Source organism: Urechidicola vernalis (assembly GCF_031846385.1).
In the GTDB taxonomy this organism is placed as follows: Bacteria; Bacteroidota; Bacteroidia; order Flavobacteriales; family Flavobacteriaceae; genus Urechidicola; species Urechidicola vernalis.
Genome location: NZ_JAVRHV010000002.1, coordinates 57,742 through 80,763, shown reverse-complemented (window position 1 = coordinate 80,763; position 23,022 = coordinate 57,742). Strand labels below are relative to the sequence as shown.

Below are 23,022 nucleotides of genomic sequence, written 5' to 3'. Positions count from 1 at the left end.
CTTTTTGGTTGAGTTAATTAGTTTGGTTATTCTTTATCTAAGTTTTTCGTAAGGTTGAACCCTACAAAAAGGCCAGCACCAGCAGTCGTAAATATTACGGCAGGATAGATTCCTTCGCCTAAATTAGTATATTGATCTAACAACATTGCAATAAATACACCAATTCCAATGCCCATTAATAATACTGCTAAATTTAAAATAAATACTTTCCAAATAGGTGCAGTTCTCTGTTTCCCTTTATTAAAAATTTCAGCTCCTATACCTTTTTCAATTAGCGCCATACGCTCTTTATTTCTAGTTGAAAAGAATAAATAAACGATTCCGAAAAATATTCCAAAAATGATAGGTACTATAATTACTTCTGATCCCATGATAAATTGTTTTTTAAATGATTGTTTTAATGTGTTTCACTATTAGGACGATACCATTTAAGTTGAGGTTACAAAAAATCATAAAAAAAATTATAAAGCATCAAATTCCTTACGCTCGCTATTAAACCATTCCCGAATTTTTTCGGGGCTAGTCATAAGATTTTTCATTTTATGCATAGGGTCTAAATGTGTTTGATCCCCTTGTAGGAGCATTTCCATGCCGTGTTGTTTACTTTGCTTTTCAATCTCATCAAAAGTTGTTGCATGAAATTCTTCATCACATGAACCTCCTAATTGTTTGCAAGTCATCGTTTTCATTTTAATTACTTTTAGGTTGATATGGGTCTTTTTGACCCGCTTTAATAGGAGGGTTTTGTTTTAGTGAAATTACATGTTCTGTTAATTGGCCCAAAGCTACTTTAGGTACCCAGGTATGTGGAAAGAGTACATTGTCTTTTTCTTGTGGATCTGTGTATAAATTATACAATTTTGGCATGGTGTAGTTGTTCAAAACACTATTCCAAGAGTTTTGCTCTTTAAAATGTAATTTCCAATTCTTCCATTTTACGCCAAAAATGTCGTTACCCATATAAACTATAAAACCTTCTCTGCCAGAATTGTTTTTTTTGCTTAAAAAGAAATCACTCATTTCAATCCCGTCAATAACTCTATCTTGAGGAACTGTTCCGCCTGCAATTTTTGCAATTGTAGGGAATAAATCCATGGCGTGTACAATTTCATCGCTCGATTTACCTGCGTCAATTTTTCCAGGCCATTTTGCAACAAACGGTACTCTTAAGGCGCCTTCAAATCCGGTAAATAGGGTTCCTCTCCAGGGGCCCGGAGAGCCATGAGCAGCGGTTTCAACAGTTAAACTAGTACTGTCAAAATTTAAGGCTTCAGGACCATTATCTGCTGTGAAAATAAATAGTGTGTTGTCCGTTTCTCCAAGTTCCTCAATTTTATCTACCAATTCACCAGTATAAGAATCTATTTGTAGCAATAAATCTGCCCAAGGGCCATTACCTGTTTTTCCTTTAAAATCTGGATGTGGCATTGTAGGGAAGTGGGTGGCTGTATACGGTAAATACACAAAGAAAGGTTTGTCTTCATTCGATTTGCGCTCCATAAAATCCATGGCCTTATCTGTTAAGTCCCGATCAATGAGTGGTCTGTAATCTAAATCATAGATTTTAACTTTTTCTGGACTTATTCCTTTTTTACCTTCCATTACATAGGTCGGAATAACGCCGCTTTCTGCGAATCCATCCAAAGATGTATACGTAGACTCATCTGTAGAATTTGGAACTCCATACCATTCGTCAAACCCTTGATCTGTAGGAAAACGCCCTTCTGTTCTCCCTAAATGCCATTTTCCAAACATACCTGTTGCATAACCTGAATCTGATAGCATTTCGGCCATTGTCTTTTCCCATTGTACCAAACCGTAGACACCTTCTCCCATAGGTACGGTCCCATTACCACTTCTTATTGCATAACGACCTGTCATCAATGCCGATCTAGATGGTGTACATTGTACTTCTACGTTGAAATTTGTGAGTCTCAATCCTTCATCGGCTAGTTGATCCATTCTTGGTGTTTCGGTTCCTCTTAAAATTCCTCCACCATTAAAACCAGGTTCTCCATATCCAAAATTGTCTAAAAACACAATGACGATATTGGGTTTTTCTTGAGCGTATGATTTTATTGAATTAAAAGAGAAAGCAAGTACTGCTAGTATAATTAGTTTAGTTTTCATAGTTTGTATTTTCAATTTAGATGCTAACGAAAATACGAAATAATCAGATTTAGAAAAAATACTTTGTAACTTTCGTAACCTTTACAAAAGCGTAATCGTCTTAATAGCGATGGAACATCAAAATGACCTGTTTTATATAGAAAAAGTATTGGCCGGAGACGCCCAGTCTTTTGGGATACTTGTGCAACGCTACCAAAATATGGTGTTTGCACTGTCATTAAAAATGTTAAAGCATAGAGAAGAGGCCGAGGAAGTGGCGCAAGACACTTTTGTAAAAGCCTACAAATCAATTGCCAAATTTAAAGGCGATTCCAAATTCTCTACGTGGATGTATCGCATTGCGTACAATACCTGTTTAGATAGAATTAAAGGAAATGTGAAGTTTAATAACAATGTAGAGATTAACGATGTTACCTCTAACGAGTTGGAAGCCGTAGAACATATTTTTGAAGGTATTGAGCGTAAAGAGCGAAGTGAAATTATTCAGGGTTGTATGAATCAATTACCTGATGAAGAGCGCGTAATTGTTCATTTGTTCTATTTTGAAGAACAAAGTTTGAAAGAGATTGAAGAGATTACTCAATTAACAGCGAGTAACATCAAAGTGAAATTACACAGAGCGCGTAAGAAATTATTTAGTATTTTTAAGAACTCGGTTGAGCATGAAATTTACAGTCATTATGAACAAAGAGCCAAAGGATAATTTAGATCTATTTACCAAGAAAATGGTAAATGATTTGCCAGAAGAAAAACCATCATTAGATTTTTCTAAAAATGTAATGGATGCAATTTATGCTGTTGAGCAAGCGAAAGAATTAAAAAGAAGTCAGCCACTTATTTCTAAAAGAACTTGGTTGTTGTTTGTTGGGGTTATTATTGCAGCAACGGTTTATTTATTGAAAAACACCACGATTGCAGAAAATAGTTTACTTTCTAAAATAGATTTTGGAACCTATACAAATGGATTGTCGTTTGAATATTCTTTAGGGTTCACAACTTCAAATGTTACCATTTATGCATTTGTGTTTTTAGCTATTATGATCAGTGTACAAATAGGGTATATCAAGAATTATTATTCTAAGGGATAAAAAATAAAGTAGTTATATAAAATAGAAAAAGCCTTGATTTCTCAAGGCTTTTTCTATTTTATTCCAAGGCGAATTTTACGGAAACAGTACTTTCTACTCTTATTTTTTCAAATTCAATATCTAAAGGTTGAGAATCTTGAAAGGAACTTCCCTTAATTTTGATGGAAGATTCTTTCTCGTTTCTATATCGAAAGTTCTGAAATTGATCTGTTATGTGAATTGCGTTTCCAATGTTCTGACCAAGTGGTTGGGTAAGTGCAATTGCATTTTGCTTTGCTTTAAGTATTGCCTTTGATTTTAGATTCAATTTTAAGTCTTCAATTTTTGAATAACTTAATTTTTCAATTCCAACATTCGATATTTTTTCTTTTTCTAACGCCAAGATTACTTTTCCGGCGGTTAACGCATCATAGACTATTAGCGAATAAGATTTTGCTTTATGAATATCTTTTTGTTTCAAAAAATATTTTTTAAAATTTGATGATAAATCACTTAACGAGAGTTGTTCGTCAATATTAATGTTGAGATTCTTTAACGCATTGGCCATTTTATTTTCTTGAATTTCAATAGACGTTTTTCCTTTTGAATCTTGTTCTGAGAGATAAATGGTTAAGTAAATTTTATCAGGTACAACTAGCGTATCAACCTTGGCAGAGGTTTCTAAATATGGTTGGTCAATGAAGTTTTTATTTTGAGAAAAAGCTTGTTGAATAATTAATAGGGTGATAATGTTTATAAAAAGTGATTTCATTTTTAAGATGTTTTTATTGTTTAACCAACCACTACAACATTAATGCCAACGAACACTGACTAACTTTCTTTTATCATTAAGCAATAAGTAATTTATTATAATGTAAGTTTTTCTTGAATTTATATCCTAACGATAAAATATTGGTTTTAAACCAGTCAGATTTTCCGATATCCTTATTGTCTTCTAATATTAAAATTGGCTTACAACGTGTTATAGTTTTAATAGCGCCTTTTATAGCTTGTTCTTCAAATCCTTCAATATCTAATTGTAAAATAGAAATATTTCTATCTTCTGGAATCACGTCATCTATGGCTACAATTTCAATTTCTTCAAATTCTCCTTTTTGAGATTTGGGAACAATGGTACTTGCACCACCCATGCTTTTTCCAGATTTATCTTTTGTGTTTAAGCGTTCTGAAGAACTTTTCTCCCCCAGTCCTTTTGGTGAAAGCGTAATGTTTGTAATGTTATTGAGAAGCATTGTTATTTCTGCACATCTAAATCCTTCTCTACTTGGTTCAAATGACCAAATTTTAGCATCAGGACGCATGGCTGTCGAAAGGCCAGGAAAGAAATCACCGAAACATGCTCCGGAATGAATAATGTCACCTCCTTTTACATTATTTCTCATAAACTCAATAGTATCTGGTTCGTACACATCACCTTGAAGAATTTTTTGAGTTAACACGCCGTGTTGTGTAGAGGCAGGAACACAGTAAGCACCATATTTATTAAATGCTATTGCCGCATTCAATGTTTGGTTGTTAAGGCTTTTATCAACCTTGTTCACTTTGCTCAGCGCTACTTTGCCTCCAAAATATTTATCTATGATTCCCATTTGATTAATTTGATGATTGCGAATATAGTTAATTTTTATAGATGGATTGAGTGATATAGTGCACGAGAATTAGAGTTGTATTTAGGTAAAAGGTGAGCATAAAAAAACCGAAACTTTCGTTTCGGTTTTCTTTTGCGGAGAAAGAGGGATTTTGTTCCAATCTCCCTCTTATTGCATTTTGCAAATGCCAAATTCTTAAAATTAAAAAATCCACTCAAGTAAAACTTGGTGGATTTTTATTTCAAGCCTTGCGCTTGTTTGCGGAGAAAGAGGGATTCGAACCCCCGGACCTGTTACAGTCAACAGTTTTCAAGACTGCCGCATTCGACCACTCTGCCATTTCTCCAGAAGCCTCATCAGGTATTCCCTGAATGCGGGTGCAAATATATGATGCTTTTTCCTTTTGCTCAAACTTTTTTAGAATATTTTTTCGAAAAAAAACTTATTGAACTATTGGCAATTATTTGTGACATATAGCCTAACAATTTATAACAGTTTCTTACTTTTGTTCAAAATTTACAATTATGGCGAGCAATACCTTTGGAAATCTTTTAAAATTAACCACTTTTGGAGAGTCACATGGCGCTGCAATTGGAGGTGTTATTGATGGGTGTCCTGCTGGATTGGAATTAGATTTAGAGGCCGTACAAGCAGAATTAAATCGTAGAAGACCAGGACAATCGGCTATTGTAACAGCAAGAAAAGAACCAGATGAAGTACAATTTTTATCTGGGGTTTTTGAAGGAAAAACTACCGGGACTTCTATTGGATTTGTGATACAAAACACCAATCAGAAAAGTAAAGATTACACGCACAATGTAGATGTGTTTAGACCATCGCATGCCGATTATACGTATAATAAAAAATATGGCGTTAGAGATCATAGAGGTGGCGGACGTACATCGGCTCGTGAAACAGCCAATTGGGTAGTGGCTGGGGCTGTAGCCAAACAATTGATATCACAAATAAAAATTAATGCATTTACCTCTTCTGTTGGAGAGATTACTATAAATAAACCTTACCAAGATTTAGATTTTTCTTTGATCGAGTCAAACGCAATTCGTTGCCCAGAGCAAGACGTTGCAGAAGATATGATTCAACATATCAAAGAAATTAAAAAACAAGGTGATACTATTGGAGGTACGATTACATGCGTGATTCAAAACGTGCCTGTTGGATTGGGAGAACCTATTTTTAACAAACTGCATGCCGAATTAGGAAAGGCAATGCTATCTATCAATGCTGTGAAAGGTTTTGAATATGGTAGTGGCTTTTGTGGTACTAAAATGAAAGGTAGTGAACATAACGACCAGTTTAACCAAGATGGTTCTACTAAAACAAACTTGTCTGGCGGAATTCAAGGTGGAGTAAGTAACGGAATGGATATTTATTTTAGAGTGGCTTTTAAACCTGTCGCTACTCTAATTCAAAAACAAGATACCATAGACAGCGAAGGTAATGTGGTTGAAATGCAAGGTAGAGGAAGACACGATCCTTGTGTAGTGCCAAGAGCCGTGCCAATTGTAGAGGCAATGGCTGCATTAGTATTAGTAGACTTTTATTTGTTAGATAAGACTACAAAAATTTAAAAATTTATGACCGAAGTTTTATTCAATTCGAGTAGCGTTAAATCTTTGTACCTTAATACTTTGAGCCTTTCCTTCATTAATGATAAATGTAAAGTATTCGCCGTCAGTTTTATCAAAAAATATACTGTCAGATTCTGGAAGAATCAAGATGGGGTCATCTAGAAAATTTGCTGAAACTTCAAGTGCATTGTTTTTTATACGAATTTCTGAATCACCTAATTCTGGGAAGTTATATTTTCCTACGAACCTTTTAAGTTGCTCTTCTGTTTGAGTTTTAACAACTCTCGTTTTTGGATCTATTCCAGGTAAGTTATATTCTTTAGCCAAACTCAATAGAATTTCTTGAATAATGCTTCCATTGTCTGAATTGACCATTATAACAACAGCTACAGGATGTTCTTTCCAGGCTACAAGACGTGCTCGAAATCCTTCATCGGCACCACCATGTCCATATGTGTATTCATTAACGCCAGGGCCAAGGCCATGTCCATTCATACCTGCAGTCAACATTTCATTAACGGTCTCGGTCTTTAACAATCCATCTAATTGTGATTGTTGTATTTTTTGAATTTCCTTAGCCCAAAGTATAAGTTGAGATGGAGTAGTCCAGAGACCTGCCGCTGCCGTTTCAGGATATATTGGCCATTTGCCTTCAACTTCTTCGCCACTGGCTCTATAACCCGTTGCAGCTATTGAATGGAATTTTTGTGGTAAGGGATTTTCAAAAGTGCTCAATGTCATACCCATTGGGTCTAATACGTTCGATTGCATTATTTCGGCAAAAGGTTTTTCTTCAACATCGGTAATCATAAGTTGCATAATTGTATATCCTCCTCCAGAATACATCCAACTTTCACCTGGTTCTTTGTAAACTCGTACCGAATCCGTATTTCCTTTACCATCCAAAACGTCTGCTACGCTAGGTATTGCATCTCCCTTGTCATATCCAGGGAACCCCCAAACGGTTAATCCGGCTGTATGATTTAAGATTCTACGAGTGGTTACCTTTTCTTTCTCAGTAAATGAATTCTCGGGTAGTTTCCAGCTAGAGAGGTAATTGTTAACATTTGAGTCTAAGTTTATCAACTTTTGTTCAGCAAGTTGATGTGCTCTTAATGCTGCGACTGGTTTACTGATCGATCCGGCAAGAAACATGGTTTCGCTGGTAACAGAACGATTTTCTAAACTATCGGCCATTCCGTAGCCCTTCGCCCATTCAATTTCACCATTATTTATAACGGCAATACTTACTCCAGGAATCCCCAACTCTTTTAACCTTTCTTCAATATTATAGTTTGGTATACTATCTCCTTTAATTTGAAGATTTGGCTGTAGCCCATTTTCTATTCTTGCTATCTTTTCATCCAGAAGCTTATTGTTTTTTTTAGTTTGCGTACAACTAGCTAGAAGTAAAAGAAGGAGAATTGGTATAAATGTTTTCATATTGAATGATTAAAGTGGATATCGGTAAAGTATTAGATTTGTTCGACTTGAAATCCTGAAAATTTTAACCTAGCAAAAATGTAAGTTGTTTTGGTTTTACAATTTTTATTTAAAGTTACTATCTTCATTCCGATACTACAATGAATTATAGCCTCAGTTAGTCACGGTCTTTTAGTTTCATTCTGTATCACTCGGTTTTTCAGTTGATATAACAGCATCAATTTTCCATTCATTTCCATACTTTTTATAAATGGCGGTCCAAGCAAAATGGGTTTCATCTTCAATAGTTTTTCCTGTCTGGTCTTTATAGGCAACTTTTACTATTTTATCTACAATAGTATAGGCAAGTGTTCCATTCTCAGAAAATTTTATAATGGGCTTTGTAACGTCGTCCCATTTTACAAATTCAACCGATGAAAAATAACTATTGTATCTTGCTATTGTTTCACTTTTTTTAGGTTTTGAAATAATTCCTCTATTAACCGAAACAAAGTTTTCAGAAAGTTGATTGGCAAAAGAAATTGAATCCTTATCAAAATGATAACCACGCTGCGCGTTATGCAATTGCAAAATAACCTTTGTTTCCTTGTCCCTGTCAAATTGTATTCGATCAGTGCACGAAACAAAAGATATGGCGACTAGTAAAATTAAATATTTCATTTTTCGAGTTTTCATATTTACGGAATCAGCCGTTTGGTTTGTTAAATGTATTCTTTTTTGTCCTAATACCACAATGAGAAATAGTCTGTGTTGTGAGCTGTCTTTTAAAGTCCATCAATTATTCTCCAGTTCATGTAATTTGTTTCGGTTTGCATTCTTCCCTTTTCTTTATAAACGTATTTAACTCTACCAATAAATGTTCGCTCGGGAAAAATGTTCAAAAGTAATTTGTTGATTTCAGGTTTCATTTTATTCAAGTCTTTTTGGTTATTGAATAAATCAACTTTTAGATGAAGTATTACTGAAACATACTTAAATTTTCTAAATTCTTCTATTTTGTCATAAACTCTAACATCTGGAGTTAATAATGGCTCAAATTCTAGTGAAATTAAATCTTCTGTTTCTTTACTCAATTTTTCGTTTAAAGTTACTATTTTCATCATAATTATTGACAATGTTGTTGTCAATAGAAAAAACTTCACTAGTGTTTTTTTGTCCTTTCAAGTTAAATTTTCCAAGGCTAACAAAAGACCACGGTTCTTTCGAATTGTTTTTAATTGATTTCGATAAAACTAAAGAATGTTTAACCTGTCGTGTCAATTTTTCCAATCGAGCGGCAGTATTCACAGCATTACCAATGATAGTATAATCTTTCTTGTATTTAGAACCCATATTACCTTCAATAACTATTCCTTGATCGAGTCCAAAACCAGATTTCACTAATTTAAGAGGTGAATTTTCATCAGAATTTTGTCGCAAATTTCTTAACTCATTCATTATCTCCATACAGGCTTTAAGTGCATTATCTACATCTTCAGTTTTAAAATATGCCATTAACCCATCACCCATAAATTTATTAACCTCTCCACCTTTCTTAAGGATAATACGGCTGCAAATTTCAAAGTATGAATTTAGAACTAAGAGAGTTGCTTCCGAACTCAATTTTTCACTTATAGCCGTAAAGGAAATAATGTCTGCAAAAAGAATAACCTTTTCGCTAGCAACAGGCTTTATGGAAAGAGGGTTTTGACCCTTATTGAGTATTTTTAGAATAGTTGGTTGAGTATAACGCTCTATAATTGAATGAGTTTCGGTCACCGACTGGAGTAAAATTTTAATTGGTCGTAATAAATCATCAACATTATTATTAAGGTTGATTGTATTCATATGCCAATTAGGAAAAAGTCTTTCATTTATATCAACTTCAGTTTTCAACTTTAAAATGTCGTAATGTCTTTTATCACGTCCAATTTTGTTATATAAGTTTTCAACATCTTTATCACTCCCATCAATAATTTGAAAAAACATTTTTTCAAAAAACACTAATGTACCAGTAATATTAATCAGTCGGTTATTTCGGACTGAAATTTTACCGATCTGTTCTATTTCTTTATTGGTAAGTGTATATGTCAATTTGCTTATATAAGTGATTCTTTTCATTTTTTCAGTTAAATCTTTCAAATGACGTGAGATCAATGTTTGTTAAGCCTTTTTCAAATTAACAATTTTGCCTAATTCTTCTATAAAAATGGATCATTTCATTTTTTTAAATGGAGGCAAACGTTTTTGATATGGTCAATTTTTATTGATTAAATAAGTTGTTGAGCTAAGTTAGCCTTTTTTTCTTACAAATTGAATGAGTATAAAAATTGAATATACTTATTCACAATTTTAGTTTATCAAGCTGTTCTCTTGTAATTTTAGTGCATCAAAAAGCAAGATTTTATAAAAGGCCGCGGTGCACAAAAACAGGTGCAAAACCGCTTTTTACAGCATAGCCATGTGGTAGAAGATGAGTATTTAAACTATGCACATATAGAAGGTGAGCCTGCCCAGAGTAATAGAACACAATACATAGAAATATTTCCAAAATCGATTCTGAATAAAGTAACGAGTACAGATATTGGCATGGCATACTCTATGAATCCATATCAGGGTTGTGAGCATGGATGTATTTATTGTTATGCAAGGAATTCGCACGAATATTATGGCTATGATGCGGGCTTAGATTTTGAAAAGAAAATATTATTCAAACAAAATTCTGCCGAATTATTAGAAAAGAAAATAACAAGCAGAAATTGGAAAGCAGAAAACATTATGTTTTCAGGCAATACAGATTGCTATCAACCCATAGAACGGAAATTAGAAATCACGCGGTCTATGTTACAGGTATTGTTAAAATATAAGCACCCGGTAAGCATCATTACAAAAAATAGTTTGGTCTTGCGCGACTTGGATATTTTGAAAAAAATGGCTGCCTTAAATTTGGTACACGTGGCCATATCAATCACATCACTATCTGAAGATACTAGACGACTATTAGAACCGAGAACATCGAGTATAAAACAACGATTAAAAACGTTGGAAACGTTGTCTAAAAACGGGATTCCGGTTAATGTAATGATGGCACCAATAATTCCTGGTTTAAATAATCATGAAGTATTTAATATGGTGGAAACGGTGAGCACACTAGGTGCAAAATCAGTAGCCTATACCATGGTGCGATTAAATGGTACCATTGGCGAGGTGTTTACAGATTGGGTGCAAAAAACCTTACCAGATAGGGCTTCAAAAATTATCAATCAAATTAAAGAAGTACATGGTGGATCTTTAAACGATTCTAGATTTGGAGTTAGAATGAAAGGGGAGGGTAAAATAGCAGAACAGGTAGCCTTGCAATTTAGATTGGCCAAGAAAAAATATTTAGCGGAGGTGTGCATGCCTCCGCTAAATTATGATTTGTTCGATAAATCTTTGGGCGATGCCCAAATGAAGTTGTTTTAAGTGTAATATTTATAACGTTGTCTGCAAGTGCGCTCAGTCCCTTACCTTACGACGAGAGATTCTTCTACAAGCTCAGGATTACAACCTAAATAACGCCTAATTCTTTACCTACTTTTGTAAAGGCTGCAATGGCTTTATCTAAATGTTCTTTTGTATGTGCAGCAGATAATTGCACACGAATTCTCGCTTGTTCTCTTGGCACTACCGGAAAGAAAAACCCGATTACATAAATACCTTCATCTAACAATTTATTCGCCATCGTTTGGGATAACTTAGCGTCATACAACATTACCGGAACAATAGCAGCATCTGCACCAACTAAATCAAATCCTGCGGCTTCCATGTTACTTCTAAAGTAATTGGTGTTTTCTTCTAATTTGTCACGTAATGAAGTGTCTCTTTCTAACATTTCAAAAACCTTTAAACTAGCACCAACAATGGCAGGGGCTAAAGAATTTGAAAATAAATAAGGTCTAGAGCGCTGGCGTAGCATATCAATTATTTCTTTTTTACCAGTTGTAAATCCGCCCATGGCGCCACCTAAGGCTTTTCCAAAAGTTCCGGTAATAATATCAATACGACCTAGTACGTTTTTCAACTCAATGGTTCCTCTTCCGGTTTTTCCAATAAACCCAGAAGCATGGCATTCATCAACCATTACTAAGGCATCATACTTATCGGCCAAGTCACAAATTTTATCTAATTGTGCTACAATACCATCCATCGAAAACACGCCATCCGTAACAATAATTTTAAATCGGTGATGTTGTTTATTGGCTTCGATTAATTGTGCTTCTAAGGCCTCCATATCATTATTTGCATAACGGTAGCGTGCTGCTTTGCACAAGCGAACACCGTCAATAATAGAAGCATGATTTAAAGAATCTGAAATAATCGCATCTTCTTTGGTTAGCAATGGCTCAAATACACCTCCGTTTGCATCAAAAGCGGCCGCATAAAGAATCGTATCTTCACAATGGAAAAACTCAGCAACTTTTTCTTCTAATTGCTTATGGATGTCTTGTGTACCACAAATAAATCGAACAGAAGACATTCCAAAACCATGTGTGTCTAAAGTGTCTTTGGCGGCTTGAATAACTTCTTTGTTATTAGATAGCCCTAAATAGTTGTTTGCACAAAAATTAATAACCTCTTCTCCGGTAGAAACTTTTATAACGGCATCTTGAGAAGTCGTTATAATACGCTCTTTTTTATATAAACCAGCATCTTCTATGCCTTGAAGTTCTTTTTGTAAATGTTCTTTTATAGCTCCGTACATGTTAATGTATTTTTAGTAGTTTAATGTTGAATATTGTTCTTTCAGTTTTTCTAGCATCACTTTTGTCATACCATCTAAGTCGTATTGTGGTTTCCAACCCCAATCTATTCTTGCATCAGAATCATCAATGCTTCTTGGCCAATTAGCCGCAATTTCTTGACGGAAATCTGGCGCATATGAAATCTTAAAGTTAGGAAGTATTTTTTGAATAGCATTTGCAATTTCTTCGGGTGCAAAACTCATTCCGGCTAAGTTATATGACGATCTTGTTTTTATACTTTCTTTTGGAGCATCCATTAATTCTATGGTTGCTCTTATGGCATCATTCATAAAAATCATAGGCAACATAGAATCTTTATCTAAGAAGCATGAAAAATCTTCTTCATTTACCGCTTTATGATAAATATCTACAGCGTAATCCGTTGTTCCTCCACCAGGTAATGATTGATAGCCGATAATTCCAGGATAACGAATTGAGCGAATGTCCAACCCATAACGATTGAAATAATACTCTGACCAATTCTCTCCGGCCGATTTGCTAATTCCGTAAACGGTTGATGGGTTTAAATAGGTTGATTGCGGTGTAGCATCTGGTGGTGCTGCATCACCAAATACAGCAATAGAACTTGGATAAAATACTTTTTGAACACTGTTTTTCCTAGCAACCTCAAAAACGTTAAACATCGTTTTCATGTTTATTTCCCAGGTAAGCAGTGGGTTTTCTTCTCCTTTTGCTGATAATATGGCAGCCAAATGATAAATTTGAGTAATTCCATATTGTTTAACAACGGCTTCAATTCTATCGAAATCGGTGGCATCAATAACTTCAAAATGACCGATGAATTCTGTGTCTTCTCTTAAGTCAGAAGCGACGACATTTTCTATTCCAAATTTAAGTTGTAATTCCTTTGTGAGCACAGAGCCAATTTGTCCTTTTGCTCCAATTATTAAAACGGTTTCAGACGACATAGTAATAAGTGATTTGAAAGTATAAATTTACGACTGATTCAACTAGCACAACCATATAAACTGTTAAATAGGGTAATTAAAGTATTTTATCCTTTTAAAATATTATTTTAAAGTTTTAACTACTTTTACTCTTTGAAAATATTTCATTTTAAAGAAATTTTAACTGCCTTATGGAAGTATTAGATGACATTGATTTAAGAATTTTGAGGATTTTACAGAACGACTCGAAAAAAACCACCAAAGAAATAGCCGATTTGATAAGTCTCTCTGCATCTCCTGTACACGAGCGCATAAAAAAATTAGAGAAGAAGGGATATATTAAAAAGTACGTTGCGCTGTTAGACAAAAAGAAAATAAACAAACCTATTACTGCTATTTGTATGGTTACATTGCGTTACCATAACGAAGGATTTATTGATAAATTTGAAAGGCAAATAAAGGCCCTTGGCGAAGTGCAGGAGTGTTATCATATGGCAGGTAAAGTAGATTTTTTTTTAAAGATAAATTTAGAAGGATTGGAATTGTATCACGATTTTGTTCGTTCTAAATTGTCAAAAATTGAGAATATTGGAATACTTGAAAGTTATTTCGTGTTAAAAGAAATTCATCATACAACAGGTTATTATATTTAGTATTTTTAAAAACAAAAAGTAGATGGATTCACCCCATTTTCCAAACATCATATTATATGCTATTCCATTCTTTGCATTAACAGTTGTTATTGAAGGTTTGATCATTGCTAAACATCAGCCTAAAAAATACAAAGTAAAGGACGCTGTTACTTCTATTGCTATGGGGCTTGGTAATGTTGCTATTGGCTTTATAAGTAAATTATTAGTGCTTTTTACGTTAATGTTTGTGTATGAAAATTTTAGATTATTTACGATTCCGGTTACATGGTGGTCTTTTTTGTTGATTCTCTTTGCAGATGATTTTTCTTATTATTGGTCGCATAGGATGGGGCATAGGAGTCGTTTCTTTTGGGCATCGCATGTAGTACATCATTCTTCACAAGAATACAATTTAAGTACTGCTTTAAGACAAACTTGGACCGGAGGGTTCTTCACTTTCGTTTTCTTTTTATGGTTAGCCTTCATCGGATTTCATCCTGCAATGATTTTATTCCAAATGGGAATTAGTTTATTGTATCAATATTGGATTCATACGGAGTTGATTGATAAAATGCCACGTTGGTTTGAAGGCATATTTAACACACCTTCACATCATAGAGTTCATCATGGAAGTAATCCCTTGTATTTAGATAAAAACCATGCCGGTATATTTATTATTTGGGATAAAATGTTTGGTACTTTTCAGCCTGAATTAAAAGAAGAAAAAGTAATTTATGGCTTAACAACAAACATAAATACATACAATCCAATTTTAATTGCATTTAAAGAATGGGGAACCTTATTAAAAGATGCCATTGCTTCAAAAACAACTCTTTTAAATCGATTTAAATATTTTAGCAAACCACCAGGCTGGAAACATGACGGAACCGGTGTTTTATCAGAAGATTTATTAAAAGAATGGAAATCAAACCAAACCCAAAATCATAAAAATGAATAAAAGAATTTTAGTGGTAACGCTTTTAATAGGAGTAGTATTAGCCTCATGTAGTGCTTATCAATTTAGAGAGCGATGGACTAAAGAACAGGCACCAGAAACTTTTAAAGCACGTTTTGAAACAACCCAAGGTAATTTCGATATCGAAGCCACAAGATCTTTATCGCCAAAGGCGGTAGATCGATTATATCAATTAATTAGAAGGGATTATTATAAGAACATTGCTATTTATAGGGTAGTACCAGATTTTGTTGCGCAATTTGGTATTTATAACGATTCGCTTTACAATGAAATGTGGGCTGAATATAAAATTCCGGATGAACCGGTGAAGCAGTCAAATGAATCCATGACCATAGCCTTTGCTAGAGGTGGGGTAGAAACAAGAAGTACGCAATTATATATAAATTTAAAAGATAATAAGCGTTTAGATACCTTGCAATGGTCCGGAGTTAAAGGTTTTCCTGTGATTGCAAAAGTTGTAGAAGGAGAAGGGGTTGTTCGCAAATTTTATTCGGGATATGGTGAAGCTCCTGGTAAAGAACAAGGAGTAATACAATCAAAAGGGAATACATTTTTAAAAGACAAATACCCAAAGTTAGATTATATAGAACAAGCGTATATTCTTAAATAAATGAAAGAAATCAGGGCATATAATATGGATAAATTTTAAAACAGGATTTTGTATCTTTCACTCAACTAAAAAAACAATTGCTATGTCTAAAAATTCTTATCCGAGAAGGTTTTCTCATATTGGTATTACCGTACCTAACATTACAAAAGCGGTTCAATTTTATGAAGAGGTAATGGGGTGGTATGTAATTATGCCTCCTTCTAAAGTTCAAAAAGAAAGTGATACTGCTATAGGTGTTATGTGTATAGATGTTTTTGGTGAAGATTGGGAAACATTTGAAATTGCGCATATGTCTACTTCGGATGGCATTGGTATAGAGTTGTTTTCTTTCCCTCAATCAATAAACACGAAACCCGAATTTAATCCTTTTAATTCAGGTCTTTTTCATTTTTGCGTTCAAGACCCAGATATTGAAGGTTTAACAGAAAAAATTGTGGCGTATGGCGGTAAACAGCGAATGCCAATTAGAGAATATTATCCAGGTGAAAAACCTTACAAAATGGTATATGTAGAAGATCCATTTGGAGTTGTTTTTGAGATATATTCACACAGTTATGAATTGACATACTCTTCAGGAGCTTATCAAGAATAATTACGCTTTTTATCTATTTCGTTCGAGTACTCCAAACTTCGTATAAAGGGGCTCCTTTACTAGAAAATCCAGAATGGTGCCAAGCACCGTCCTTTAACTCATAATTGAACTCTAGGTTTGCACCTACGCGACTATCATCTCTTGAGAAGAACTCAATATTTTCAGTGTATTTTCCGTTAACGGTGGTGTATTTTCCTCCACCTGTTCCCATAAATTGCTTGGTTTCTGTATTATATGCAATCCACTGAAATTGAGTGCCAGAAAGAATTTTCATGGTTTTACGTGGTCTATCTGTATTTCTAGATTGCATTTCACCATCACGTTTTCTTCCAGACATTAGCCAAGCCCCTTGCAGTGCTCCAGGTTTTCCATTATCTAGGCGTTTTAGAATATTATCTGTTCCCGTTATCTGCAATGATTTTTTGGTTAATTCAACCTCAAACGAAACTTCATTACCTACATTTTCAGAGTCATTCGAATCAAATTCAACCTTCTCTGTCATGGTCTTTCCGTCTAAACTCCATGTACCTCCGTTGGTCATTACGAAAGCACCCGTTTTGGCATCATACCAAGTTGCAACTTGATATTTGTCGGTAAAAATGACAGTCATTCGTAATTCTTTTCCTTCATTATCAGTATAGGTTCGCTCCCAGGCGCCCACAGGACTTTGACTTATTGCACTAAATGTTGTGAAAAGAAATATGAAGATTAAGATTATATTTTTCATAATAGAATGGTTCTAGTTGCTTGCACTAAAATACAAATTAAATGAAAAACTGATAGTCTAATTATTTTTGAAGTCGCTAAAATCTAAAACTTTACTTTTTATTGGGATTTAATTTTATCAAAGGAAAGTTTTCATTTTCGGTTCTAGCATCAACGAGTTTAGTTTTTAAATCGTCTAATATTTTTGAGTTTTCAGAAGCCAAATTTTTTGTTTCCCCTTCATCTTCGTCTAAATTATACAATTCAAAGTCTTTTTGATAACGTTTCACCAATTTCCATTTACCTTTTCTAATGGCCTGAATCGGCCCTCTACCTTCATTAAATTCCCAATATAAGTAATCGTGTATAAGTTGCTTTTTATCTTTCCCTTTAAAACTATTTAACATCGATATACCATCTATATTTGCTGTAGGATTCATTGCTGCAACATCACAGAATGTTGGGAGTAAATCCCAATACGCACTAATATGATTTGAATAAGTATTTGGTTTAATTTTCTTTGGCCATTTTACAACAAATGGTAATTTTACCCCGCCTTCGTATAGATCTCTTTTTCGACCTTTGTAAGGGCCATTGCTATTAAAGAATTCATTTTTTACATTGTCATATTCATGACCGTTGTCACTGGTAAATATTACAATAGTGTTTTCTTCGAGTCCTTGCTCTTTTAATTGACTCATTAATTCTCCAATTTGTTGATCCATTCTGCTAACCATGGCAGCATAAGTAACATGACCATTTTTATCGTGTAGATAATGTCTTGGTTTCATTTCTCTTAATGGCCAATCTAATGCTCTGTATGCTTTTTTTGATTCTTCTGGTACCGTTAACTCATAATGGGGAGTAGTATAGGCTAAATACAAGAAAAACGGTTTGTCATTTTGCTTACGTAAATAGTTTTTGGCTTTATCAGTAAACATGTCTTGGATATAATGCTTCTCCTTTTTTTTCCAATTGTTTCCGTCAATAACTAATTTCTTATTGTTTTCATAAATAGAATCTGGATAATAATGATGCGCTGGTCTATGTTTATTAAATCCATAGAAATAATCAAACCCTTGCTCATTTGGTCTTCCTTCTTCTAAATTTTCTGCTAAGCCCCATTTTCCAATCATGGCGGTTTGGTACCCTGCCTTTTTCAATTCTTCGGCGATGGTTACATCCTCTTTAGTAATGTCTACCGGTTTACCCGTAGCAGTCCATCTAGGGTTTCCTCTTACGGTACTATGCCCCATGTGCATACCAGTCATTAAACTGGCTCTTGAGGGGCCACAAACCGTAGAGCCAGCATAAAAGTTGTTAAACACCATTCCTTGCTTTGCAAGTAAATCTATATTTGGTGTTTTGATTTTGTCCTGTCCGTTAAAGCCCACATCACCCCATCCTAAATCATCTGCAACTATTAAGATGATGTTTGGTTGTTTTTGTGCTTGACAATTTGCAAAATTAACTGCAAGAAAAATGACGATTAAAAACTTTAAGGACCTCATCTATAAATTACTTTATTAGGTTAATTGAGAAACTAAATTCACAGTTGTTTGGGTCAATTCTATATTGTGGATCGGCTAATCCATTTCTACTCCAACTATCATCACCACCTACACCAACTTGCGCATGATCTATATGTAAATAAACTGCATCTTTTGGTTTAATGTCAATCGTATGTGTTTGCTTTTTGATATTTCCAGGATCAAAATCACTCATAGGATTATGATGAGAAGAAAAAGAAATTGGAGTATTCAGCGCTTCAAAATAAAATCCTTCGTTTGAATTGTTTACGAAAGAAACATTACGAACCTCTGTTCTGTTTCCATTTTCTTGTGGTCTAATATACGGCTCAAAGAAATTTGCAACCAAAGAATTGTATACACCAACATTGGCAGCTGTATTTCTGTCGTTGTAATTTTCGAAAGGCCCTTTTCCGTAATATGAGACATTATTGTACTCTTTCAAAATACCTAATGTAAATCCGTATCTAGGCATAAATTTAAAATCGTGGGTAGCACTCGGCGTTAATTTAGAATGCACTTCTAAAGTACCATCTCCATGAATTGTATAAGTAATCGTGTTCTTAGAATCGATTAAAGGATGCTCAAATTCATAAACTAATTTATAGGTGTTTTTAGTTTTTGATGGGGTTAAAGCAATTAGCTTTTTAGAGTTAGCCGCTTTTCTCCATTCAAAATACACACTGTCTTTCGGTCTCATATCTACTTTAAATGCTCCAAAGTCATTATCGATTGGTGCACGCCAAAAATTCAACGCTAAAGGTGCTGTTAACTGCTCTACTCCATTGTTTTTAATAGATTCTAACCCAAAGCCATTCGCATCAAATACATATTCGAAATTCTTACCAGAAACAACATGCGTTTGATTGGCCTTGTCCATGTTAATTTTTAATTTACCTTTTCTATTGGCTATAGTTGTTTGCGGGGCTTCTTGAATTAAGAATTGTTCATGGGCTAAAGAATGACCAATAGATAGCAATTCACCATCCGTTTTTTTCTTTCCAAAAATTGTTAAGAAATATTCATTTTCCGATTTCAGGTTCGTGTTGAAATTGATCGAAACGGTTGCCGTTTGTTGCGGTGCAATATCTTTAACATTTAAAGACCCAGACTCAATTGCTAATCCGTTTTCTAAAAGTTCCCAAGAAAAAGCAACATCGGCTGAGTTTATAAAGAAATTCTCGTTGTAAATAGCAATAGTTCCATCTTCATTTCTTGTAAAATGATAGTCTTGATGTGCTTTTTTAACTTCATAAATAGCCGGATGCGGTGTTCTGTCTGATCCAATTAATCCGTTGGCACAAAAATTATTATCGTTGTTTATTCTTGCTTTTTTCGGTTCAAAATCTCCTCCATAACCATAATAGATTTCGCCATCATCAGAGGTCATTTCAATTCCTTGGTCCATCCAATCCCAAATAAATCCACCTTGTACATTTGGATGTTTTCTAACCCAATCCCAGTTGTCTTTAAAGTTTCCATTACTGTTACCCATTGCATGACTATATTCACACCAAATAAAAGGTCTTCTTTCTTCTTCTGGCATGTTTGGTAATTTGGAAAGTAAGTCTCTTTCAACACCTTTTCTTTGGGTATACATCCAGCCAATAATGTCTGTAATACGTTCCTTATATTTAATATCTCTGCGTTCAGTGCGCTCGTAGTGAACAGGTCTAGAAGTATCATAGCGCTTCATCCAATCATATGCTTTCTTAAAGTTAATCCCTGCTCCAGATTCATTACCCATAGACCAATAAACAATTGAAGGATGATTGATGTCTCTTTTTACCATGCGCTCAATACGATCTAAATGCATTTTTTCCCATTCCGGTTTTGCCGCCGGAGTTTTGCTCTGTGCATATCCAAATCCGTGCGATTCGATATTTGCTTCATCGACAACGTAAATTCCGTATTCATCACAAAGGCTATACCATAAGGGGTCGTTAGGGTAGTGGGCCGTTCTTACTGCGTTGATGTTGTATTTTTTGAAATCTATAATGTCAGCCATCATATCTTCCTTAGTAACAACATGCCCATTTTTTGGATGATGTTCATGTCTATTAACTCCTTTTAATAAAACAGGTTGCCCATTTACTAATAATTGTCCATTTTTTATCTCAGTTGTTCTAAATCCAATTCTTAATTCTGTATTGTCAATAACAGAATTGTTTTCAATTAATTTGATAGATAAATTGTACAAGGTTGGACTCTCCGCAGACCAAGATTTAATACCATTTACAGGCTCTGAAATGTTCAATTCATTTGAAGCCACAACCGTTTTGTTAAAAACAGTTTCTCCATTGGTATCTTCGATTGAGATTTCTAATTTTTGTTGGTCTTCATAAGTACCAGCTAAGGTAATATCAGCATTGAAAATTCCTTGAGTATATGAAGCATCGAGAGAAGCATTTGTCTTAACATTTGCTATGTGATTAAAAGGAACCGCATATACATAAACATCCCGTTCAATTCCACTTAATCTCCAAAAATCTTGATCTTGTAAATAAGAAGCATCACTCCAACGATAAACTTCTACAGCTACATCGTTATTTCCAACATGTAAATATTTTGTAATGTCGAATTCTGCAGGAGTCTTAGCACCTTCGCTATATCCAACTTTTTGACCATTAATCCATAAATAGAACGCAGAGTTAACTCCGCCAAAGTGCATAAATACTTGTTGTCCTTCCCAGTCACTTTCTATTTTTAAGTTGCGTTTATAACTTCCAACAGGATTGAAACTGTCTGGAATAAAAGGAGGGTCTATTGGAAATGGATAAATAGTATTAGTGTAAATAGGGAAATCATATCCATGCATTTGCCAATCAGACGGTACTTCAATGTCTTTCCATTTAGAAATGTCATAATCTGTTTTGTAAAAATCTATAGGTCTGTCAGAAGGTTTATTTACGTGATTAAATTTCCAAGTCCCATTTAATGAAATATAATTTTCAGAACTACTCCAATCGTTATGTTTGCCTTTAGGAACATTGTGATAAAAAGTAGCAGTTGGCTCTTCCTTATTAACCCCAACTATAGATAAATCTTCCCATTCCGGATAGGAGTCCTTCACTTCTGAAATTTTGAAACGATTAGGGTGTGTCTTGTTGTATTCTTTATCTTTTAATAAGCCTAAGAAAACCGGATCTTTTTGTTCTTTATTCCAAGAGGCATGCTTCTCAGCTAGGTTTGAAAATTCAGTTTCGTTGCTAACAGCGTTACTTTCGCTTTTGTCTTCCGATACATTATATAGCTGTGCTTTTTTGCCAGACTCCTGCACTAGTTTATAATCTCCATGTCTTACCGCAATTCTCTCTTGATCAAATTTTCTCCAGAATAAATAATCATGTGGTGCCTCCTTAGATTTTCCATTTAAATAAGGAACAATATTTACACCGTCAATATCATTTTTAGGTGTAAAACCGGCATATTCAGCCGCAGTGGCAAAAATATCTAAAGAAATAATTGGGTGATCATAAGTTTGTCCTGACTTAATCATTTTAGGCCATTGCATAGCAAAAGGAACTCGGATGCCTCCTTCAAAAAGATCACCTTTTTTACCTCTTAATGGATCGTTATTAGAGCCATTTTTAATAGGGCCACCATTATCTGATAAGAAATACACAATAGTATTGTCTGTAATTCCCTTGTCTTCTAACGCTTCTAAAACAGCGCCAACACCATCGTCTACAGCGCTAACCATAGCGGCATATGTTTTTCTCTTTTTATCCTTAATATGAGGGAATCTATCTAAATATTTTTTAGTAGCCTGTAGCGGTGCATGAGGTGCATTGTAGGCTAAATAAATAAAGAATGGATCACTTCGATCTTGATGGATGAATTCCACCGCTTCTCTAGATAATACATCCGTTAAGTATTCTGTTTCTTCAACGCGATTTCCATTTTTTAAAAGTTTTGTTCTGTAACCGTCACCTTGACTTCTAATTTCAGAAATATCGTTTAAAGTCCAATCTTCTGGAAAATAACGATGTCCTCCACTTAAGAATCCGAAGTGTTCATCAAACCCACGTTGTAAAGGACGTTGTTTTCTATGTGCTCCTAAATGCCATTTTCCGACTGCTAAGGTGTTGTAACCAACTTTATCTAGTGCTTCGGAAAGCATTTCTTCTTCTACAGGAACTCCTTGTTTTATATCATTTGGTGCCAATAGAGGGTTACGTCCAAAACCAAACCTATCCTGATAACGTCCGGTTAATAATCCTGCTCTACTGGGTCCGCATACCGCATAACTAACGTAACCGTTTGTAAAAACAACTCCGTTTTTAGCGATTTGATCTATGTTTGGGGTAGGAATGTCTTTACTTCCATTAAAACCAACATCTTTATATCCCTGATCATCGGTTAGGATAATGATAATATTTGGCGCATCATTTTTTTGTGCAAAAAGGGCACATGAAAATAATATTGCAATAGCTATTAGTAATTTTGATTTAAGCATTTATGTATA

22 protein-coding genes and 1 tRNA gene are annotated in these 23,022 nt (G+C 34.4%); 8 read left to right on the top strand and 15 right to left on the bottom strand.

What is annotated here, in order from left to right; genetic code table 11:
- Positions 1-26: 26 nt before the first annotated feature.
- The 3 genes from RM519_RS05610 to RM519_RS05600 all read right to left on the bottom strand — a co-directional run bounded on the left by RM519_RS05610 (position 27) and on the right by RM519_RS05600 (position 2,130).
- Positions 27-371, bottom strand: coding sequence for a DUF6249 domain-containing protein (locus RM519_RS05610; RefSeq protein WP_311592643.1), 345 nt, complete (start codon positions 369-371; stop codon positions 27-29).
- A 90-nt stretch (positions 372-461) separates the two neighbouring features.
- A complete protein-coding gene (locus RM519_RS05605; RefSeq protein WP_311592641.1) occupies positions 462-689 on the bottom strand; it encodes a DUF1059 domain-containing protein in 228 nt (75 codons plus the stop codon).
- A gap of 1 nt (position 690) precedes the next feature.
- Positions 691-2,130 (bottom strand): arylsulfatase, encoded by a 1,440-nt coding sequence (locus tag RM519_RS05600; protein ID WP_311592640.1) that lies wholly within the window; start codon positions 2,128-2,130, stop codon positions 691-693.
- 109 nt (positions 2,131-2,239) lie between these two features.
- Here RM519_RS05600 and RM519_RS05595 point away from each other — a divergent pair, with 109 nt between their 5' ends.
- A complete protein-coding gene (locus tag RM519_RS05595; RefSeq protein WP_311592639.1) occupies positions 2,240-2,833 on the top strand; it encodes an RNA polymerase sigma factor in 594 nt (197 codons plus the stop codon).
- Positions 2,811-3,218: a hypothetical protein gene (locus tag RM519_RS05590; RefSeq protein WP_311592638.1), complete on the top strand. Its 408-nt coding sequence runs from the start codon at positions 2,811-2,813 to the stop codon at positions 3,216-3,218. The genes RM519_RS05595 and RM519_RS05590 overlap by 23 nt, the downstream gene beginning before the upstream one ends.
- 58 nt (positions 3,219-3,276) lie before the next feature.
- Here the strand turns inward: RM519_RS05590 and RM519_RS05585 are convergent, their stop codons facing one another.
- The 3 genes from RM519_RS05585 to RM519_RS05575 all read right to left on the bottom strand — a co-directional run bounded on the left by RM519_RS05585 (position 3,277) and on the right by RM519_RS05575 (position 5,153).
- Positions 3,277-3,969, bottom strand: a complete 693-nt coding sequence (locus RM519_RS05585; protein WP_311592637.1) for an SIMPL domain-containing protein — start codon at positions 3,967-3,969, stop codon at positions 3,277-3,279.
- A gap of 76 nt (positions 3,970-4,045) precedes the next feature.
- Positions 4,046-4,807 carry an FkbM family methyltransferase gene (locus RM519_RS05580; protein ID WP_311592636.1) on the bottom strand — a complete coding sequence of 254 codons (762 nt, stop codon included), beginning with the start codon at positions 4,805-4,807 and terminating at the stop codon, positions 4,046-4,048.
- 261 nt (positions 4,808-5,068) lie between these two features.
- Positions 5,069-5,153 (bottom strand) — tRNA-Ser (locus tag RM519_RS05575).
- Positions 5,154-5,331: 178 nt separating this feature from the next.
- On the opposite strand from RM519_RS05575, the gene aroC reads away from it, so the two are divergent.
- Positions 5,332-6,396, top strand: a complete 1,065-nt coding sequence (aroC, locus tag RM519_RS05570) for a chorismate synthase (RefSeq protein WP_311592634.1) — start codon at positions 5,332-5,334, stop codon at positions 6,394-6,396.
- An 18-nt stretch (positions 6,397-6,414) separates the two neighbouring features.
- Here the strand turns inward: aroC and RM519_RS05565 are convergent, their stop codons facing one another.
- The 4 genes from RM519_RS05565 to RM519_RS05550 form a co-directional block, all read right to left on the bottom strand.
- Complete coding sequence (locus RM519_RS05565; protein ID WP_311592633.1) at positions 6,415-7,839, bottom strand: serine hydrolase; 1,425 nt, start codon at positions 7,837-7,839, stop codon at positions 6,415-6,417.
- A 177-nt stretch (positions 7,840-8,016) separates the two neighbouring features.
- The gene (locus RM519_RS05560) at positions 8,017-8,499 is read right to left on the bottom strand and encodes a nuclear transport factor 2 family protein (protein ID WP_311592632.1); all 483 of its coding nucleotides are present in this window, start codon (positions 8,497-8,499) and stop codon (positions 8,017-8,019) included.
- Positions 8,500-8,603: 104 nt separating this feature from the next.
- A complete protein-coding gene (locus RM519_RS05555; protein WP_311592630.1) occupies positions 8,604-8,942 on the bottom strand; it encodes a hypothetical protein in 339 nt (112 codons plus the stop codon).
- A complete protein-coding gene (locus RM519_RS05550) occupies positions 8,905-9,939 on the bottom strand; it encodes a BLUF domain-containing protein (RefSeq protein ID WP_311592629.1) in 1,035 nt (344 codons plus the stop codon). Before RM519_RS05550 ends, RM519_RS05555 begins: the two co-directional genes overlap by 38 nt.
- A gap of 267 nt (positions 9,940-10,206) precedes the next feature.
- Between RM519_RS05550 and RM519_RS05545 the strand changes: the two genes are divergently transcribed.
- A complete protein-coding gene (locus tag RM519_RS05545) occupies positions 10,207-11,283 on the top strand; it encodes a PA0069 family radical SAM protein (protein WP_311592995.1) in 1,077 nt (358 codons plus the stop codon).
- A gap of 85 nt (positions 11,284-11,368) precedes the next feature.
- On the opposite strand, the gene kbl is transcribed toward RM519_RS05545, so the two are convergent.
- The gene (kbl, locus tag RM519_RS05540; RefSeq protein ID WP_311592628.1) at positions 11,369-12,562 is read right to left on the bottom strand and encodes a glycine C-acetyltransferase; all 1,194 of its coding nucleotides are present in this window, start codon (positions 12,560-12,562) and stop codon (positions 11,369-11,371) included.
- Between the two features lie 12 nt (positions 12,563-12,574).
- Complete coding sequence (locus RM519_RS05535) at positions 12,575-13,531, bottom strand: NAD-dependent epimerase/dehydratase family protein (protein ID WP_311592627.1); 957 nt, start codon at positions 13,529-13,531, stop codon at positions 12,575-12,577.
- Positions 13,532-13,701: 170 nt separating this feature from the next.
- On the opposite strand from RM519_RS05535, the gene RM519_RS05530 reads away from it, so the two are divergent.
- The 4 genes from RM519_RS05530 (at position 13,702) to RM519_RS05515 (ending at position 16,320) form a co-directional block, all read left to right on the top strand.
- Positions 13,702-14,163, top strand: coding sequence for an Lrp/AsnC family transcriptional regulator (locus tag RM519_RS05530; RefSeq protein ID WP_311592625.1), 462 nt, complete (start codon positions 13,702-13,704; stop codon positions 14,161-14,163).
- Positions 14,164-14,185: 22 nt separating this feature from the next.
- On the top strand, positions 14,186-15,100 hold the full coding sequence (locus RM519_RS05525) for a sterol desaturase family protein (protein WP_311592623.1): 915 nt from the start codon (positions 14,186-14,188) through the stop codon (positions 15,098-15,100).
- Positions 15,093-15,728: a peptidylprolyl isomerase gene (locus RM519_RS05520; RefSeq protein WP_311592622.1), complete on the top strand. Its 636-nt coding sequence runs from the start codon at positions 15,093-15,095 to the stop codon at positions 15,726-15,728. Before RM519_RS05525 ends, RM519_RS05520 begins: the two co-directional genes overlap by 8 nt.
- 82 nt (positions 15,729-15,810) lie before the next feature.
- Entirely contained in the window at positions 15,811-16,320 is a 510-nt protein-coding gene (locus RM519_RS05515; protein ID WP_311592621.1) for a lactoylglutathione lyase family protein, read from the top strand.
- A gap of 13 nt (positions 16,321-16,333) precedes the next feature.
- On the opposite strand, the gene RM519_RS05510 is transcribed toward RM519_RS05515, so the two are convergent.
- The 3 genes from RM519_RS05510 to lacZ form a co-directional block, all read right to left on the bottom strand.
- A complete protein-coding gene (locus RM519_RS05510; protein WP_311592620.1) occupies positions 16,334-17,047 on the bottom strand; it encodes a DUF4488 domain-containing protein in 714 nt (237 codons plus the stop codon).
- 91 nt (positions 17,048-17,138) lie between these two features.
- Positions 17,139-18,536: an arylsulfatase gene (locus tag RM519_RS05505; protein ID WP_311592619.1), complete on the bottom strand. Its 1,398-nt coding sequence runs from the start codon at positions 18,534-18,536 to the stop codon at positions 17,139-17,141.
- Positions 18,537-18,543: 7 nt separating this feature from the next.
- Positions 18,544-23,013 (bottom strand): beta-galactosidase, LacZ type, encoded by a 4,470-nt coding sequence (gene lacZ / locus RM519_RS05500; RefSeq protein WP_311592618.1) that lies wholly within the window; start codon positions 23,011-23,013, stop codon positions 18,544-18,546.
- Between the last annotated feature and the right edge of the window lie 9 nt (positions 23,014-23,022).

Bases quoted from the DNA above. Each gene is read 5' to 3' on its own strand.
- RM519_RS05610 (WP_311592643.1), bottom strand. From the start codon at position 371: ATGGGATCAGAAGTAATTATAGTACCTATCATTTTTGGAATATTTTTC.
- RM519_RS05605 (WP_311592641.1), bottom strand. From the start codon at position 689: ATGAAAACGATGACTTGCAAACAATTAGGAGGTTCATGTGATGAAGAA.
- RM519_RS05600 (WP_311592640.1), bottom strand. From the start codon at position 2,130: ATGAAAACTAAACTAATTATACTAGCAGTACTTGCTTTCTCTTTTAAT.
- RM519_RS05595 (WP_311592639.1), top strand. From the start codon at position 2,240: ATGGAACATCAAAATGACCTGTTTTATATAGAAAAAGTATTGGCCGGA.
- RM519_RS05590 (WP_311592638.1), top strand. From the start codon at position 2,811: ATGAACAAAGAGCCAAAGGATAATTTAGATCTATTTACCAAGAAAATG.
- RM519_RS05585 (WP_311592637.1), bottom strand. From the start codon at position 3,969: ATGAAATCACTTTTTATAAACATTATCACCCTATTAATTATTCAACAA.
- RM519_RS05580 (WP_311592636.1), bottom strand. From the start codon at position 4,807: ATGGGAATCATAGATAAATATTTTGGAGGCAAAGTAGCGCTGAGCAAA.
- aroC (WP_311592634.1), top strand. From the start codon at position 5,332: ATGGCGAGCAATACCTTTGGAAATCTTTTAAAATTAACCACTTTTGGA.
- RM519_RS05565 (WP_311592633.1), bottom strand. From the start codon at position 7,839: ATGAAAACATTTATACCAATTCTCCTTCTTTTACTTCTAGCTAGTTGT.
- RM519_RS05560 (WP_311592632.1), bottom strand. From the start codon at position 8,499: ATGAAATATTTAATTTTACTAGTCGCCATATCTTTTGTTTCGTGCACT.
- RM519_RS05555 (WP_311592630.1), bottom strand. From the start codon at position 8,942: ATGATGAAAATAGTAACTTTAAACGAAAAATTGAGTAAAGAAACAGAA.
- RM519_RS05550 (WP_311592629.1), bottom strand. From the start codon at position 9,939: ATGAAAAGAATCACTTATATAAGCAAATTGACATATACACTTACCAAT.
- kbl (WP_311592628.1), bottom strand. From the start codon at position 12,562: ATGTACGGAGCTATAAAAGAACATTTACAAAAAGAACTTCAAGGCATA.
- RM519_RS05535 (WP_311592627.1), bottom strand. From the start codon at position 13,531: ATGTCGTCTGAAACCGTTTTAATAATTGGAGCAAAAGGACAAATTGGC.
- RM519_RS05530 (WP_311592625.1), top strand. From the start codon at position 13,702: ATGGAAGTATTAGATGACATTGATTTAAGAATTTTGAGGATTTTACAG.
- RM519_RS05525 (WP_311592623.1), top strand. From the start codon at position 14,186: ATGGATTCACCCCATTTTCCAAACATCATATTATATGCTATTCCATTC.
- RM519_RS05520 (WP_311592622.1), top strand. From the start codon at position 15,093: ATGAATAAAAGAATTTTAGTGGTAACGCTTTTAATAGGAGTAGTATTA.
- RM519_RS05515 (WP_311592621.1), top strand. From the start codon at position 15,811: ATGTCTAAAAATTCTTATCCGAGAAGGTTTTCTCATATTGGTATTACC.
- RM519_RS05510 (WP_311592620.1), bottom strand. From the start codon at position 17,047: ATGAAAAATATAATCTTAATCTTCATATTTCTTTTCACAACATTTAGT.
- RM519_RS05505 (WP_311592619.1), bottom strand. From the start codon at position 18,536: ATGAGGTCCTTAAAGTTTTTAATCGTCATTTTTCTTGCAGTTAATTTT.
- lacZ (WP_311592618.1), bottom strand. From the start codon at position 23,013: ATGCTTAAATCAAAATTACTAATAGCTATTGCAATATTATTTTCATGT.